The following is a 14,907-nucleotide window of genomic DNA, read 5'->3' as shown; positions in this document are numbered from 1 at the left end:
GCGCTGACATCCGCCCCCCACCCACACCCCCATGGTGCGGTGGGAAGGTCAGCGGCTGGACAGCAACGCGCGTGCCCACGCGGCGAAGCGTGCACGCGTGAGTGATCCCAGGCACTTGAGTGACGGGGTGCGCGCACGCGCCGGGCCAGGGCGGATGAATTGCTCCAGCGCGTGGCGCGGAACCTCGCGGAATCGTTGCGGAGTCAGGGGTGGACGAAAAGGTCCACCGGTTCCGGGCCGCTCACGGCTTACTGCTGATTGGGTGTTGAAGTCGTGCAGGCCTCATGAAGGCAAGACCTCGATGCTCATCCGCTGGCTTGGTCCGTCTGGGGCATGCGCTCATACTCTGAGTCGTAGCTTGGCTTGTCAGAGGGGCCTCTCACGATGAACCTGAAGTCCTCAGCAAAGATTGCAGAGATTGTAGTCACGATAGCGTGCGTTGTTCTGCTCGGCGCGGGGTGCCGAGAGGAGAGAACTCCCTCAAGCGGGGAACTGGGCACAAACGAATCGTTCGAGACGGCGAGCCTTCGGGGGCGCGTCGCCGCCGGGAGGCGCCATACGCTCTTCGTACGTCCTGACGGGACGGTGTCGGCCTGGGGGGACAATACCCATGGACAGCTTGGGAATGGCACACAGCAGGCTCAACGATTTCCGGTGCGGGCTTGGGTTGTAAATCGAATCAATACGGTCAGCGCCGGCGATCTGCACTCGCTGGCGCTGAAGGCAGATGGCACGGTTTGGGCTTGGGGCCGTAATGAGCTTGGGCAGCTTGGGGATGGTACAACCACGACGCGCATTGTCCCGATACAGGTGCCTGAGTTGACGGAGGTTGTGAGACTTGCTGCAGGCTTCTCACACTCATTGGCATTGAAGTCGGACGGTACGGTGTGGGCCTGGGGAAGCAATGGGGCAGGTCGGCTTGGAGATGGTACCACCATCACGCGCCTGTCTCCTGTGCAGGTAGCGGGGTTGTCGGGAGTGGTCGCGGTTGCAGCAGGAAATGCGCACTCGCTGGCATTGAAGTCGGATGGCACGGTATGGGCATGGGGTAGCAATACCAGCGGCCAATTGGGAAACGGCACTGCGGAGTCGAGTGCGCTCCCGCTGCCTGTCCCGATGCTGCGCGAGGTCACAGGGGTCTCAGGCGGCAGCAATCACTCGTTGGCTCGGAGTTCAGATGGTTCTGTGTGGGCGTGGGGTAACAACTCAAGTGGCCAACTAGGTAATGGCACGACGACCTCACGCACTACTCCTGAAAAGGTCGTGGGCTTGATGGAGGTCGACGGAGTCGTAGGAGCTGAGATGCACTCGATGGCGCTGAAAGCAGATGGTTCGGTGTGGACATGGGGCTCCAACCTGAGGGGCCAATTGGGGGACGGGACTACGACGCAGCGGTCTGTACCGGTCCCAGTGGCTTCGTTGGTTGGTGTTCAAGCGATCGCTGCAGGAAGCGGGCTGCACTCCGTAGCCATGAAGGCCAATGGTGAGATCTGGGCGTGGGGCCAGAATGTGGAGGGCCAACTTGGGGATGGCACTGTTACGCCCAGAAGCCTGCCGACGAAAACAAAGGAGTTGGTGGAGAGGAGAATGATTGCGGCAGGTGGGTCTCATTCATTGGCGCTGGACGTGGACGGAACTGTCTGGGCATGGGGGTCGAATTCCTTCGGCCAATTGGGGAATGGGACGCGAATCCGTTCGTTGATACCAATCCCCGTGGCAGGTCTGGACGACGTGGTGGCGCTCGCTGCAGGCTCCTATCATTCGCTTGCGGTGAAAGAGGATGGTACCGTTTGGGCCTGGGGCGACAACGCGGGCGCCCAATTAGGTGTAGAGACGGTGGATATTCAGCAACTGACACCCATCCAGGTTCCTGGTCTTGAGAGTGTGCGCGCGGTTGCAGTTGGAGTGGTGCACTCGCTTGCTCTGAGGTCGGACGGAACTGTCTGGGCTTGGGGCTACAACGCCTCCTTGCAGTTGGGGTTTGAAACAGCGAATCGAGAAGTTCCGCCAACGCAGGTTCCAGGGCTCACGGGCATTCAAACTTTGGCTGCGGGCTACTACTTTTCACTGGCGTTGAAGGAAGATGGGACCGTCTGGACTTGGGGGGAGGGGTACTTGGGTGATGGAACGAGCATCGGTTCGCGGACGGTTACCCAGGCACCAGACCTCACAGACGTGGTCGGCCTGGCGGCGGGCAGTTCGCACTCCATGGTGTTGAAGTCAGACGGCACTGTCTGGTCCTGGGGTGGGAACACTTTCGGCCAGATGGGAGATGGAACGCTTACTGAGCGGCTGACACCTACCCGCGTTCTGGACCTCACGGATGTGACGTCCTTATCGGCACATGGCTCGCACTGTCTGGCACTAAGAGTTGACGGTACCGTCTGGGCATGGGGACCCAACGTGAATGGGCAACTGGGCGATGGAACGACCATTGCGCGCTTGGTGCCAACCCTGGTTCCTGATTTTATAAATGGGTGGGCGCTGGAGGCAGGCAGTAACTATTCCTTGGCACAGAAAGAGGATGGTACTCTCTGGGCGTGGGGCTACAACGGCTCTGGTTCTTTGGGAGACGGGACTCGGAGCACCCGGCTGTCGCCCATCAATGTCCCTGGGATCGTGGGCAGATCAGCGCAGGGTGTGAATAGCGAGTCTCACAGTCAGTGAAGAGCAGCAGGCCAAAGGACCAGCGCGCCTTGAAGTTGTGTCAGAGGAGGGCAACACCGCAATCCGCCAGGACTTCGTCTTCAACTCACCTTGGCAGGGGACTACGGCCGAGGAATTTGTGCGCGGGCTCGCGCGAGCTTGGCAAGGACGCGCCTTGAGCCAGTCAAGGCGCGGTTTCAGCCGAGGCCGGAGTGGCCTGTCACTGAGGGAGCTTCTTGAGCAGGTCGATGTCCTGGTTCGCGACGGTCAGCAGGACTCCGGCGATGTGCTTTGCGAAATATCGCCCGGGGAGACTGCGCATCCAGCCTGCCTGGTCTGGCATTGAGCCACTGCTGGGCGGGTGATCTTCGATGGTGCCGCCGTGCTGCCACTGCGTGATCAACACCGAGGTGGGGCAGGGCGTCGCCATCTCCTTCTCGAACTCCGCGTAGGCCTCGCGATACGACGGCTCCGCGAGGGGCTGGAGATGCTTCGCCATATTGCTGGCCTCGACCAGTCCAAGGCAGCGCGAGATGCCCGATCCGCAGCTCCGCGCCTTCCGGGCCACCTCCACGGGCGTGGTGATATTGGAGAACGACTTGCTCGCCCAGAACACGGCGCGCAGGCGCTCGCCTTGCTCCTGGCTCATCGGTCGCCATTCCGACGGAGGTTGCTTCGTCAGTGCATGTGCCGTGCGCTCCAGCCCGAGAAGCGTATAGGCGATCATCGAACCGATCAGGGTGTCCGTCCGATACGACAGCCACGCGAGGTGACGCACGTCCTTGGCCGCCTCCAGGGGCTGTCCGGTCCGCATGCCTTGGAGGAGCCGGAGCTTGGACCACTCCATCAGCACGATGAAGTTCGGAAAGGGGACCGTCATCAGGTCGAACGGCTCCTCCTGTTTGAATGGAAGGTTCTGGCGGATATCCCACCGGTCGAACCGCTTGAGCTCGCGCATCCAGTTGAAGTCGAGCGCGGACAGGTCGGGGTTGGCCGCGAACCATTCCTCCAGCGTCTTCTTCTCCTTCAGGTGCGCGGGAAGCTGGAGGGGTGAGTCCGCGGGCATCGACGGGCCTGGGCGGTCCCACTCCGCCCAGCGGTTGAGCAGCGGCCCCGCGTCGCCCTCGGTGCGCGGTTCGTGGAACCACGGGTCGGCGGCGAGCTTCGTCTGCTCCTGACAGAAGAGGTCCACATGCGCAGTGACTTCCTGTCGCATCGCATCGAGAGTGGGCTCGTACTTCGCGCGCGTGAACCAATCGAACGCGACCATCGCGATGACGGCCAGCAGGAGAAGCCCGCTGACAAACCACACCAGGGCACGCAGCACGCTTCCTCGAGCCCGACGCACGTTGGAATGCATGTCCGCACCTTAGCAATTCCAGGCACCCTCATTGTCACGAGCGGAGGACCTCGGACTAGAGGGCGCCGAGAGGCTCCGCTGGTGTCGCTCACTACCCTGCCGAGTCATGCGCGCGACGGTGGGCGAGCGCATGGAGGCGGACGGCGGCGTCGCACGGCCCCAGCCTGTCCGGCAGATGGGGGCATTCCCACTCGCGAGGCCTGGCTCTCACGCTTCTGCCGCGCTATCGGCCGTCCATCATCTTGTCGGACGTGAATGCCAGCATCCAGCGCGATAGCCTCCTGTTGAGGAAGTGCGGGGTGTTGAATGCGAAGTGGCCTCTGGTTGCTGTGCGTCGCCATCCTTGTCGCGGGCTGCTCTGGGGTTGAACGCTCCACCCGTAGGGGCGCCCTTCAGCAGCGCTCCACACTGTACGAGTCGAGGGGGCAGCCGGGAGCCATTGGGAAGGCGCATCTTCCCCGAGAGCAGCGGAAGGATGCATTCGAGGAGTTGCTTCAGGTCTCGGGGTTGGGGGACCGCGACGCGCAACCCGTGCCTGGTAACTCGCTCACGCCTACGCACGCGGCGCGGCTGCTGGAGGTGTTGCTGGGGAAGGATGTGACGCTGGGTCAGTTCCCTGCGCGTGTCGCGGTGGGCTTCATGCTGCGCGAGGTGATGGGCTCGGGAGCGGTGTCACGCACCGAGTTGGTGCAGCGGGTGGAGCGCTTCAATCATCTGGCGGTGCTCCGGCCCGATGGATGCCTCGCGTGGGTGCGCAGTGGACGGACGCAGCAGCGAGTGGCCCCCGTGGAGTGGCGGAACGGTGTTTTCCGTGCGCACGACTTCGAGCTGGGCCGTTTCTACGATGGGCGCACGGGTGTCTTCCGCTCGCTGGACGATGAACTGCGTGAGTTGGATGGATTCCCGCTGGCGGACGTCCACGACGATGCCGACGTCATCAGCCGCTCTCTTGATGGTGCCGAAGAGGCTTTTGTTGGACTGGCCCTTGCGGTGGGGAAGTTCTTCTCGACGTCGCCAGGCGAAAACCTCGAGGCGCTTCGTCAGATGCCCGCCGCCGTGGCGGCATTGCTGGAGTCGTCACCCGAATACCTGGAGCGCTTCCGGTACATGACGCGGGGTGAACAGATTCAGGCCGTCTCCAAGCTGGCAACGAACCTCATAGCCACGTGGGGCACGGTGTCATCCGCGACGCGCACGTTGGAAGGTGCATCGCTCGCAGCGGTGGAGATGCCAACGTTCTCGCTGTCCGCACAGGGAGGGCAGGGACAGTGGCGGCGTGAAGTTCGATGGTTTCGAGAAGGGTGTCCTGCTGGAGGCGAAGGGGCAGGGCTATGCCCGGTTCTTCGAGGGCCTGGACCCGAAAGAGTGGTTCCGTCACTCGGGAGCCAAGGGCCTTGTCGATCAAGCCAGAAGGCAGAGTGAGAAGGTCCGTGGCCTTGGCTTTTCGATACGATGGCACGTCGCTGAGCAGCAGGCGGCGGACGCCATCGAGAAGCTATTGATGCGCAACAGAATCAAGGGCATTGAAGTGGTCTGCACACCGGCGCTTTGAGGAATGCACAGCGTGACCGCGACGCCTGAGCCCACGACCTACCCGGAGACCTACTACGCGGGCGCCTACTGGGGCCCTCGCAAGGAGACCCCCGAGGAATGCGCTCTGCGCACAGCAGACTTCCTCAACCTCCTCGCGTCATGTGATCCGATCCTGGCTCATTGGTACAAGCCCGCGCGTTCTCGCAAGGATGCCCGCAAACATCCGCTCATGCCTCCCGACCTGCCCACGCTCACCGAGATGTTCCGGCGGGGCGTGAACCGTGAGCGTGGAGGTCCCGCCATCGAGCGATTGGGCTATAGCTTCTGGTTCGGCAACGGCGAGGCGGGGGCGGACAGCGCGGATCTGCGCATCACCTGCGGTGACTACAGTGGCGCCAATCCGAACTCGTGCGTGATGCCCTTGCCGAAAGAAGGGCCAGGCATGGAGCGGATACTGACGGCACCCGTACTGGCGAACGTGGTGCGCAGCATGGTTCGGCCCTGGGATCCCGATTGGGCGTTTGCCACCTCGGACTCCTACGAGGACACAGCTCGGGAGCCCGACTTCGCGCCCTTCTCCCTTGGGTGGATTACCTACGTCTCGAACCGCTTGGGCCGAGTGCCGCCGCTCCCCGCTCCCGTGCGTGTCGAGTCCGTGGAAGACAAGGGCACCCTCATCCTCCTCACTCCCGAACGCTTCACTGCCCGCAATCCGGAGCACATGGCGCTGGCGGAGCGCGTGCGAGAGCTGCTGGACCGAGCGGAGCTGTTTGTCGGCGCTCCTCCAAGCTCCTGAGCACGGGGCCGATGCCGCCCACTAGCCGACGTACTCTCGGACCCCGAGGCAGGCATGCCGCGAGGCGCACGAAGGAGCTGATGACGTCCGAGCGGCAGGCGGCCCGTTCCTCTGGACAGGACCGCGCCCGCATCATCCGTTAGTGCCTTCCGAGCCCCGGGGCCTGTCGCGTGTGCAACTTCCCCTGGGAAGTCGTCGAGGGGTCGTGATGCTGGAGCTGGCCGGCTATCAGGACGTGCGGAGGATCTACCGGGGCCACCGTTATGAGGTGTTCCTCCTGAACGAGGCTGCGGGACTTTCGCTGAATCGGCGAAGAGAGGAGAAACAACGTCGGCGAGCCCTCGGCGACGTTGATGACCGGGGGCTGCCCGGAGGGCCAACTGGCGACAGTAACGGAGCGCTCGCGGAGGACGTGAGGGGCGGCTGGTGTGTCAGCGTGCGCCGCAGTTCCCCATGTGAGCACGAACACCACGGCCAATCTGAAGGGTTGGAGCAAGGACGGGTGACCTTCCACATGGGCACGCTCGCATCGCCAGTACCCGCGCAGGGGTGCTCTATTCGCGCGACCGGCCAGTCCCAACGGGAGACAGTGATGGGGCCGAGCGCTTTGGGGCGCGCTTCACGGCAGCGGCGTTGAACGGGCCCGTCCGCTCTCAGTCCTTGTGGCGGCGATTCAGGTCCGACCTCGTCGCGGTCATCCTGCTCGTCTTCCTCGTAAACGCGCGGAGTTGACGGACCCAGCGAAGCACAATTTCTGAAGATGCTGGGCGCTGAAGAATGAGCCGTGCGCGAGGCGCCGAATGAGTTGACGCCTGAAATACGAGCGGACACACTCTCCAAACCAACAAGCACGCCCTGGGGTAAAGGAGCATTCGATGGGTCTCGCAGAGCGACGCCGTATCGCTACGATCAAGGAGTCGCACACCCCCCGTTTCCAATCAGAGCTGAACAGCTCCATTGGATTCTCGATGCCTTTTGAAATCGACATCGCGAGCTTCCCCGAAGACAAGACCATTCTCGACTGCTACGACTCCTACTATGAGTCATACGGTCCAGGGCTCGTCGCACAGGCGATGAAGAGTATTTGTAGCGATGATCTCGGTCGTGAGGCAGTCAAATCGAAGTTCAACAAGATCATCTTCCAGAATGTCGCGACGAGCCCAGACAACCCAGGCGACAAGAATGTGGAGCTCAAGGACAACACTCTCTTTGTGCGTGAGAGTTTCTACGGCTACTCGGACAAGCTTTTCGGCGAGGACGAGCTTCGGACCATCATCGAGTCACTCCTTTAGCCGTCTCGAGTTACACCGGTTCCGCATCGTTAGCCGGTGACTGGTAGCCGAGGGCTGAGTGCCTCCGCCGCAGGTTGTACCAGCCCTCGATGTACTGAAAGACGGCCATCCTGGCCTCGGCTCGCTTCATGGCGGCCCGTCGCTTCCAGGCGCAGTAGCCGGCCTCGGTGACTCCATCACCCGGCACATCGTCGCCACTGCGTGCTCGGCCTGGTTCTCGCTCACGAATCGGAACGCTTCTTGGGCGTGCCGACGCCTTCCTGAGCGAACCAGGTCGCGGCCTTGAGAGGACGTCGCGCTCCTCACGCCGAAACTGAAGCAACTCCACTGCTGGACCGAGCAGCGCTGTTTGTCGGCACCGCTCCTCGCCCCTGCGCATGGGGCGGGTGCCGCTCACTAGCCGACGTACTCTCGGACCCCGAGGCAGGCATGCCGCGAGGCGCACGAAGGAGCTGTTGACGTCCGAGCGGCAGGCGGCCCGCTCCTCTGGACAGGACCGCGCCCGCATCATCCGTTAGTGCCTTCTGAGCCCCGGGGCCTGTCGCGTGTGCAACTTCCCCTGGGAAGTCGTCGAGGGGTCGTGATGCTGGAGCTGGCCGGCTATCAGGACGTGCGAAGAATCTACCGGGGACACCGCTACGACGTGTTCCGCGCCTGGACGCCCGAGGGAGCCGCGCGGGTGCTCAAGGTCGTCCGCGAAGGGCCGCTGGCGGAGAGCAGCGCCGGCCTGCTGCGTCACGAGCACGCGATGCTCAGCGACCTTCGAGACCTCCACGGAGTCGCCCGCGTGGTGGCGCTGGAGGTGGTGGCGGGCCAGCCTGCGCTCGCCATCGAGGACGCAGGGCCCCATGACCTGCGGGAATGGCTGCGCCGGGGCCCCATCGAGGTGGACCTCTTCCTGGAACTGGCGTGTGACCTCGCCAGCTCGCTGGGCGCGCTGCATCGCCAGCACGTCATCCACCGCGACCTCAACCCCGCCAACCTCGTCGTGGCGCCCGGAGGACGCGGGCTGGTGATGATCGACTTCGACCTGTCCACGCGCGTGCAAGGGCTCGTGCACATGGCGGGAGTCCCCGGTGGCTTCGAGGGCACGCTGCGCTACATCGCCCCCGAGCAGACCGGGAGGATGCGCCGCCGGGTAGACCACCGCGCGGACCTGTATGCGCTGGGCGCGACGTTCTACGAGATGCTCACGGGCGAGGCGCCCTTCGTGTCGACCGACGCAGCGGAGCTGGTCCACGCCCTGCTCGCGCTGCCGCCCGTGCCTCCCGTCGACAAGAACCCCCAGCTTCCCGCCATCCTCTCCGACGTGGTGCTGCGCCTGCTCGCGAAGGTGCCCGAGGAGCGTTACCAGAGCGCCGAGGCGCTCGTGGAGGACCTGCGAGAAATCCAGCGACGCTGGCGGGGACCGGGCACGCCCATCGCCTTCGAGCTGGGCCGGTATGACCTCGCGCGCGAGCTGGGACTGCCCGACAGGCTCTATGGCCGCGACGAAGAGCGCGCCGTGCTCGACACCGCGCTGGAGCGCGCGCGGTTCGGCGCCCGGGAGTGGGTGCTGTTGTCGGGAGCCTCGGGGAGCGGCAAGACGTCCCTGGTCCACGCACTGCGCGCGCACCTGGGCACGGGGCGCTTCCTCTCCGGAAAGTCCTCGGAGCTGAAGGGCCAGACACCGTACGCCTCGCTGGTGGAGGCCGTCCGGGGGCTCGTCGTCGGTGTCCTGGAGCAACCTCCCGACGAAGTGGCCAAGTGGCGGCAGCGTCTCCAGGAAGCGCTGGGCACCCAGGGGAGGGTGCTCACCGAGCTGGTTCCCGAACTGGAGCGGCTCATCGGCGAGCAGCCTCCCATCGTCCCCCTGGGCCCTCGGGAGGCGGGCAGCCGCTTCCTCCTGCTGCTCCAGTCCTTCTTTCGCGACCTCGCCACGGACGAGGAGCCGCTGGTGTTGTTCCTCGACGACCTCCAGTGGGCGGACGCCGCCACGCTGGAGCTGCTCACGCGGCTGGTGACGGACCCGGAGCTGCACCATGTGCTGCTCATCGGTGCCTATCGCCCCGGAGAGTGGGGCACGTCGCATCCCCTCTCCCGAGTGCTGTCGTCACTCGCGGGTACCACTGCGGCGCCGCGACTCCTGGAGCTGGGGCCCCTGGACCTGTCCGCCCTGACGACGCTGTGCGCGGACACGCTGCGCTGCGAGCCGGAGCGCGCGCGGGCGCTGGCGCGGCTCGTGCTGGAGAAGACCGCGGGCAACCCCTTCTCCATCAGTCACTTCCTGCGGCACCTGCATCGCACCGGGTTGCTCACGTATGAGCTGGAGGACGGCTCGTGGCACTGGGACCTGGTGCGAATCGAACAGGCGGAGGTCACCGACAACGTGGTGGAGCTGATGCTGGACTCCATCCGTCGGCTCCCCGAGCACACGCAGCGGCTGCTGACGGTGGCCGCGTGCATGCGCGGTCAGGTGGACCTGTGGCTCCTGGCTCGCGTCGTCGATGCCCCCATGGAGGACACGGCGGGAGCGCTGTGGAGCGCGCTGCGTGCGGGCCTGCTCGTCCCGGAGGGGCGGGGACCTCGCTTCCAGCCGCTCCATCCGGAGCAGACGCCGGACGGGCTGACGGAGGGGCAGGCCACGTACCGTTTCGCGCATGACCGTGTGAGACATTCCGCCTACTCGTTGTTGTCGGACGAGGAGCGCCGGGCGCTGCACCGGACCATCGGCCGCCGTCTGTGGGAAGACGCCCCGGGAGTTGAGGCCGAGCCGCGCATCTGCGAGGTGGCGGACCACTTCCACCTGGGCGGCGACGTGGTGGAGACCGCCACCGAGCGCCAGTGGCTCGCCGAGCTCAACCAGCGCGCGGGGCGCAAGGTGCGAGACGCCTCCGCCTTCGAGGCCGCCCTGGCCTACTTCATGCGCGCCCGAGTCCTCCTCCCGGAGGACGCCTGGGAGACGCAGCGCGAGCGCATGCTCCGGCTCCACCAGGACGCGGCGGAGTGCGCGCAGCTCACGGGAGACCGCCTCCTGTCCGAGCGCCTCATCGACCAGGCGATGGCGCATGCCACGTCGCCACTGGAGAAGGTGGACCTCTACGTCCTGCGCATGAACGCCAGCATCCTCGGCCGGAATCACGCGGCGGCGCTCCAGCACGCCCGCGAGGGACTGCGACTCTTTGGCGTGGCGCTGCCGGACGGGGATGCCACCGCCGACTTCCAGGCGGAGCTGCCCCAGGTGGTGGAGATGTGGAAGTCCCGCACCGAGGAGGAGCTGCTGTCGGCGCCGCGCATGGCCGATTCGTTGGAGCGCGGCTGCATGCGCCTCTTGATGAGCGCGGGCATCGCGGCGTGGTTCTCCGACCCGCCGATGTTCTCGTTCATCTACACCCGGATGCTGGGCCTCACGCTGAATCACGGCAACAGCGTGTACTCGGCCTTCGCCTACGTGTGTTTCGGCCTCATCCATGGCGAGTCACGGGGCGACTACGCCGCGGGCCACGCCTTCAGTCACCTGGGCATGGAGCTGAGCCGCCGCTTCGCCAACCCGCGTGAGGAGTGTCGCGTCCTCGCCGCCTTCCTCTTCTACATGCGGCACTGGCGCGAGCCCCTGCGCTCGTCGATGCCGTTGCTGCGTCGGGGACTCGCCGCGGGCCTGGAGAGCGGCGAGCCGCAGTACGTCGCCTACCTCCTGGCCAGCATCAGCTTCACCCGGCTGCGACTGGGCACGGAGCTGGACCGCGTCCACGCGGAAGCCGAAGGGGCTCTGGCCTTCGACCGCAAGAGCGGGCAGGGCGCCATGGCGGACACGCAGCTCGCCTTGCGTCAGGCCGTGCGGTGTCTCCAGGGGAGGACGCGCGAGCGGGGAGGCTATGACGACGCGACGTTCGACACGGCGACCTTCCTGGAGCAGTCGAAAGGCGACCCGACCATCCTCGGTCAGTTCTTCATCCTCCGTCTCCAGACGTCCTACCTGCTCGGGGACCTCGCGGGCGCGCGGGAGATGTTCCGCGCGGCCGAGCCGAACCTTCGCTTCGTGCAGTCGCTCTTCAACGTCACGGAGCACGCCTTCTTCGGCGCGCTCGTGCTGGCGGCCAGTGTGGACGCTGGGAGCGACGCGGAGCGACAGGCGCGCCGTGCGTATGTCGAGCAGACGTGGCACCGCTTCCGGCACTGGGCGACGAACTGCCCGGAGAACTTCCGCCACCGCCACCTGATGCTGTCGGCGGAGCGGGCCCGGCTGGAGGGGCGCTTCACAGAGGCCGCGGAGCTGTTCGACGAGGCCATCGACCGGGCCCGGGAGGAAGGCTTCCCGCAGGATGAGGCGCTCGCGAACGTGCTCGCGGGACGGCTGTACAGCGCGCTGGGCCGGAAGCGGATCGCCACGCTGTACCTGCGGGCCGCGCGCGAGGGGTATGCGCGCTGGGGGGCGAAGGCCGTGGTCGCCGCGCTCCAGGAGGAGTTTCCGGACGTCCAGATACAGGAGCCCGGCATCTGGGACCAGACCGTCACGCCGACGGGGGACGACTTCCGGGGCGCGTCGCTCGACCTGCTGAGCATCCTCAAGGCCGCGCAGTCGCTGTCCGGTGAGGTGGCGTTGGAGCGGCTCCTGGAGAAGCTGATGGCGGTGTGCCTGGAGGTCGCTGGGGCGCAGCGGGGCGCGCTGGTGCTGGAGGAGCAGGGCACGCCGATGCTGGAGGCAGTGGGGGGCGTGGGTGAGCCGATGACGCGGCTCCACGTCCCGCTCGCGGGCGCGGAGCTGGTGCCGGAGTCTCTCCTCGGGCACACCTGGCGCACGGGGGACGCGGTGGTGCTGGGAGACGCCGCGCACCAGGGCCGCTTCGTGACGGATGCGTACGTGGCGCGGCAGCGGGTGAAGTCCGCGCTGGTGGTGCCCATCCGTCGCCACGCGCGGACCATGGGGGTGCTGTACCTGGAGAACAATCTGGCCACGCACGCCTTCACCCCGGACCGGGTGCGGGTGCTCCAATTGCTGTCCTCGCAGATGGCCATCTCCCTGGAGAACAGCCTCCTCTTCGAGGAGCGCAAGCGGGCCGAGGAGGCCGTGCGCTTCCTGGCCGAATCCAGCGTGGTGCTCGCCGAGTCGCTGGATTACGAGGCCACCCTCAAGCGGCTGGCTCGACTGGCGGTGCCCTTCCTGGCCACCGTGTGCGCCATCGACGTGGTGGATGCGTCGGGCTCCATCCGCAGGCTCTCCACCGCGCACGCGGACCCGGCCTCGGAGGGGCTCGCACGGGAGCTTCAGTCGTCATACACGCCGGATTGGGATTCGTCGCAGCCCGCCAACGCCGTGCTTCGCACGAAGGAGCCGCTGCTCATTCCGGTGCTCACCGACGAACTCCTGACGCGCCTGTGTCGGGACGCGCGGCACTGCGCGCTCATCCGCGCGCTGAAGGCCCGGACGTTGATGGCGGTGCCCCTCATCGCCCGGGAGCGGCTGCTGGGCGTCCTCACCCTGGTCTCCTCGGTGCCGACGAAGCGCTATGGGCCCGGGGACCTGGAGCTGGCGCAGGACCTGGCGCGCCGCGCGGCCATCGCCCTGGACAACGCGCGGCTGTACCACGAGTCGCAGGATGCCATCCGCCTGCGCGACGAGTTCCTCTCCATCGCCGCGCACGAGCTCTACACGCCCATCACCGCGTTGCAGCTCTCCGTGCAGGGCCTCGCTCGCAGCGAGGTGCCCACGCGCGACTCCGTCCAGCGCGCCTCCCGCTCCACCCAGGCCCAGACGCGCCGGCTGGCGCACCTGGTGGACGAACTGCTCGATGTCTCCCGAATCCAGACGGGGCGGCTGCACCTGCAACTGGAGACCGTGGACCTGGAGGCCGTGGTGCGCGCCGTGGTGGAGGGGCTGGGCGACGCCATCCAGCGCTCGCAGTCCTCGCTGTCGCTGGACCTGGCCCCGGGCTGCATGGGCCGGTGGGATCGTGTCCGGCTGGAGCAGGTGGTGACGAACCTGCTCGCCAACGCGCTCAAGTTCGGCGCGGGGCAGCCCATCGAGGTCCACCTGGAGGAGACCGGAGGCCGCGTGCGGCTGGAGATCGTCGACCAGGGTATCGGCATTCCCGCCGAACGACTGCCCCACATCTTCGGCCGCTTCGAGCGCGCCGTCTCCTCGCGGGAGTACGGCGGCCTGGGCCTGGGCCTCTTCATCGTCCGGGAAATCGTCGCGGCGCTGGGCGGGCAGGTGCGCGCGGAGAGCACGCTGGGCGCCGGGGCCCGCTTCACCGTGGAGCTGCCGTGCGAGGGGCCCGTGGAGGAGAGCGTCCCCGTCAGCGCGAGTGGGCCTTGAGGCCGTGCCGCCGCATCAGCTCGAAGAAGGCGCGGCGGTGCTTGCCGCTGGCGCGCGCGGCGGCGGCGATGTTGCCCCCGTGCTCGACGAGCGAGCCCTCCAGCCAGGCCTTCTCGAAGGCCTCCACGACGCGGCGCTTGGCCACCTGGAAGGACTCGCGGGACACCGCGGACATCGGCTCGCGGTGTCCCGTGGGCGCGGGCTCCGCCAGCAGGGGCAGGTCCTCCTCGTCGACACAGGTGCCCGCGCGCGTGCACAGGAGGTAGCGCGCGCAGTTCTCCAACTCGCGGATGTTGCCGGGCCACGCGTAGGTCATCAGGCGATGCCTCGCGGCCTCCGTGAAGGTGACGGGGGCCTTGCCGTACTCGTCCGCGTAGCGCCGCAGGTAGTACTCGAGCAGGGGCTGGATGTCCTCGGGCCGCTCGCGCAGCGGGGGCACGTCGATGGGCAGCACGCGCAGGCGGAAGAACAAATCGAAGCGGAAGTGTCCCGCCTGGGCCGCCGCCAGCAGGTCCGTGTTGGTGGCGGCGATGATGCGCACGTCGGAGTGATACAGCCGTGAGTCCCCCAGCGGCCGGTATTCCTTCTGCTGGATGAGGCGCAAGAGCTTCACCTGGCTGGAGAGGGGGAGGGCGTCGAGCTCGTCCAGGAAGAGGGTGCCGTGCTCCGCCTCCGCCACCAGCCCCCGGTTGCGCGTCTTCGCGCCGGTGAAGGCGCCGCCCACGTGGCCGAACAGCTCGTTCTCGAAGAGGTCCGGTGGCAGGGCGCCACAATTGACGGGGATGAACGGATGTGGTGCCCGCACGCTCTGCTCGTGGACGAGCCGCGCATACAGCTCCTTGCCCACGCCGCTCGGTCCCTGGATGAGCACCTCCGCGTCGTTTGTCGCCGCGGCTGCGACCAGCTCCATCAGCCGGACGTGAATCGGTCCGTGCCCCAGCACCATGGTCATCGACGAGTCCCCCGTCAGCCTGCGTCACGCGCG

Annotated in this window: 9 protein-coding genes; 6 read left to right on the top strand and 3 right to left on the bottom strand. The window is 66.4% G+C overall.

Going from position 1 to position 14,907, the window contains the following annotated elements; all coding sequences use genetic code 11:
• The first annotated feature begins 384 nt into the window (after positions 1 to 384).
• Positions 385 to 2,667: an RCC1 domain-containing protein gene (locus FJV41_RS54635; protein WP_141644768.1), complete on the top strand. Its 2,283-nt coding sequence runs from the start codon at positions 385 to 387 to the stop codon at positions 2,665 to 2,667.
• Positions 2,668 to 2,866: 199 nt separating this feature from the next.
• Here the strand turns inward: FJV41_RS54635 and FJV41_RS23485 are convergent, their stop codons facing one another.
• Positions 2,867 to 4,006, bottom strand: coding sequence for a hypothetical protein (locus FJV41_RS23485; protein ID WP_141644767.1), 1,140 nt, complete (start codon positions 4,004 to 4,006; stop codon positions 2,867 to 2,869).
• A gap of 489 nt (positions 4,007 to 4,495) precedes the next feature.
• Between FJV41_RS23485 and FJV41_RS23480 the strand changes: the two genes are divergently transcribed.
• Genes FJV41_RS23480 through FJV41_RS23475 form a run of 3 tightly spaced genes read left to right on the top strand, consistent with a single transcriptional unit; the run spans position 4,496 to position 6,335 of the window.
• Positions 4,496 to 5,428, top strand: a complete 933-nt coding sequence (locus FJV41_RS23480) for a hypothetical protein (protein WP_246137369.1) — start codon at positions 4,496 to 4,498, stop codon at positions 5,426 to 5,428.
• A complete protein-coding gene (locus tag FJV41_RS53835) occupies positions 5,313 to 5,558 on the top strand; it encodes a Tox-REase-5 domain-containing protein (protein WP_246137367.1) in 246 nt (81 codons plus the stop codon). Before FJV41_RS23480 ends, FJV41_RS53835 begins: the two co-directional genes overlap by 116 nt.
• 12 nt (positions 5,559 to 5,570) lie before the next feature.
• On the top strand, positions 5,571 to 6,335 hold the full coding sequence (locus FJV41_RS23475) for an immunity 52 family protein (protein WP_141644766.1): 765 nt from the start codon (positions 5,571 to 5,573) through the stop codon (positions 6,333 to 6,335).
• 139 nt (positions 6,336 to 6,474) lie between these two features.
• On the opposite strand, the gene FJV41_RS54975 is transcribed toward FJV41_RS23475, so the two are convergent.
• Positions 6,475 to 6,798, bottom strand: a complete 324-nt coding sequence (locus FJV41_RS54975) for a DUF2381 family protein (RefSeq protein WP_368773772.1) — start codon at positions 6,796 to 6,798, stop codon at positions 6,475 to 6,477.
• 412 nt (positions 6,799 to 7,210) lie between these two features.
• On the opposite strand from FJV41_RS54975, the gene FJV41_RS23465 reads away from it, so the two are divergent.
• Positions 7,211 to 7,627 (top strand): hypothetical protein, encoded by a 417-nt coding sequence (locus FJV41_RS23465; RefSeq protein WP_141644764.1) that lies wholly within the window; start codon positions 7,211 to 7,213, stop codon positions 7,625 to 7,627.
• 583 nt (positions 7,628 to 8,210) lie between these two features.
• A complete protein-coding gene (locus FJV41_RS23455; RefSeq protein WP_181790865.1) occupies positions 8,211 to 13,922 on the top strand; it encodes an AAA family ATPase in 5,712 nt (1,903 codons plus the stop codon).
• Here the strand turns inward: FJV41_RS23455 and FJV41_RS23450 are convergent.
• Positions 13,903 to 14,874, bottom strand: a complete 972-nt coding sequence (locus FJV41_RS23450; RefSeq protein ID WP_141644762.1) for a sigma 54-interacting transcriptional regulator — start codon at positions 14,872 to 14,874, stop codon at positions 13,903 to 13,905. The two genes, FJV41_RS23455 and FJV41_RS23450, sit on opposite strands and share 20 nt — an antisense overlap.
• Between the last annotated feature and the right edge of the window lie 33 nt (positions 14,875 to 14,907).

Origin of the sequence: Myxococcus llanfairpwllgwyngyllgogerychwyrndrobwllllantysiliogogogochensis, from assembly GCF_006636215.1 — a bacterium.
GTDB lineage: Bacteria > Myxococcota > Myxococcia > Myxococcales > Myxococcaceae > Myxococcus > Myxococcus llanfairpwllgwyngyllgogerychwyrndrobwllllantysiliogogogochensis.
This window is presented reverse-complemented; position numbering and strand designations above follow the sequence as displayed.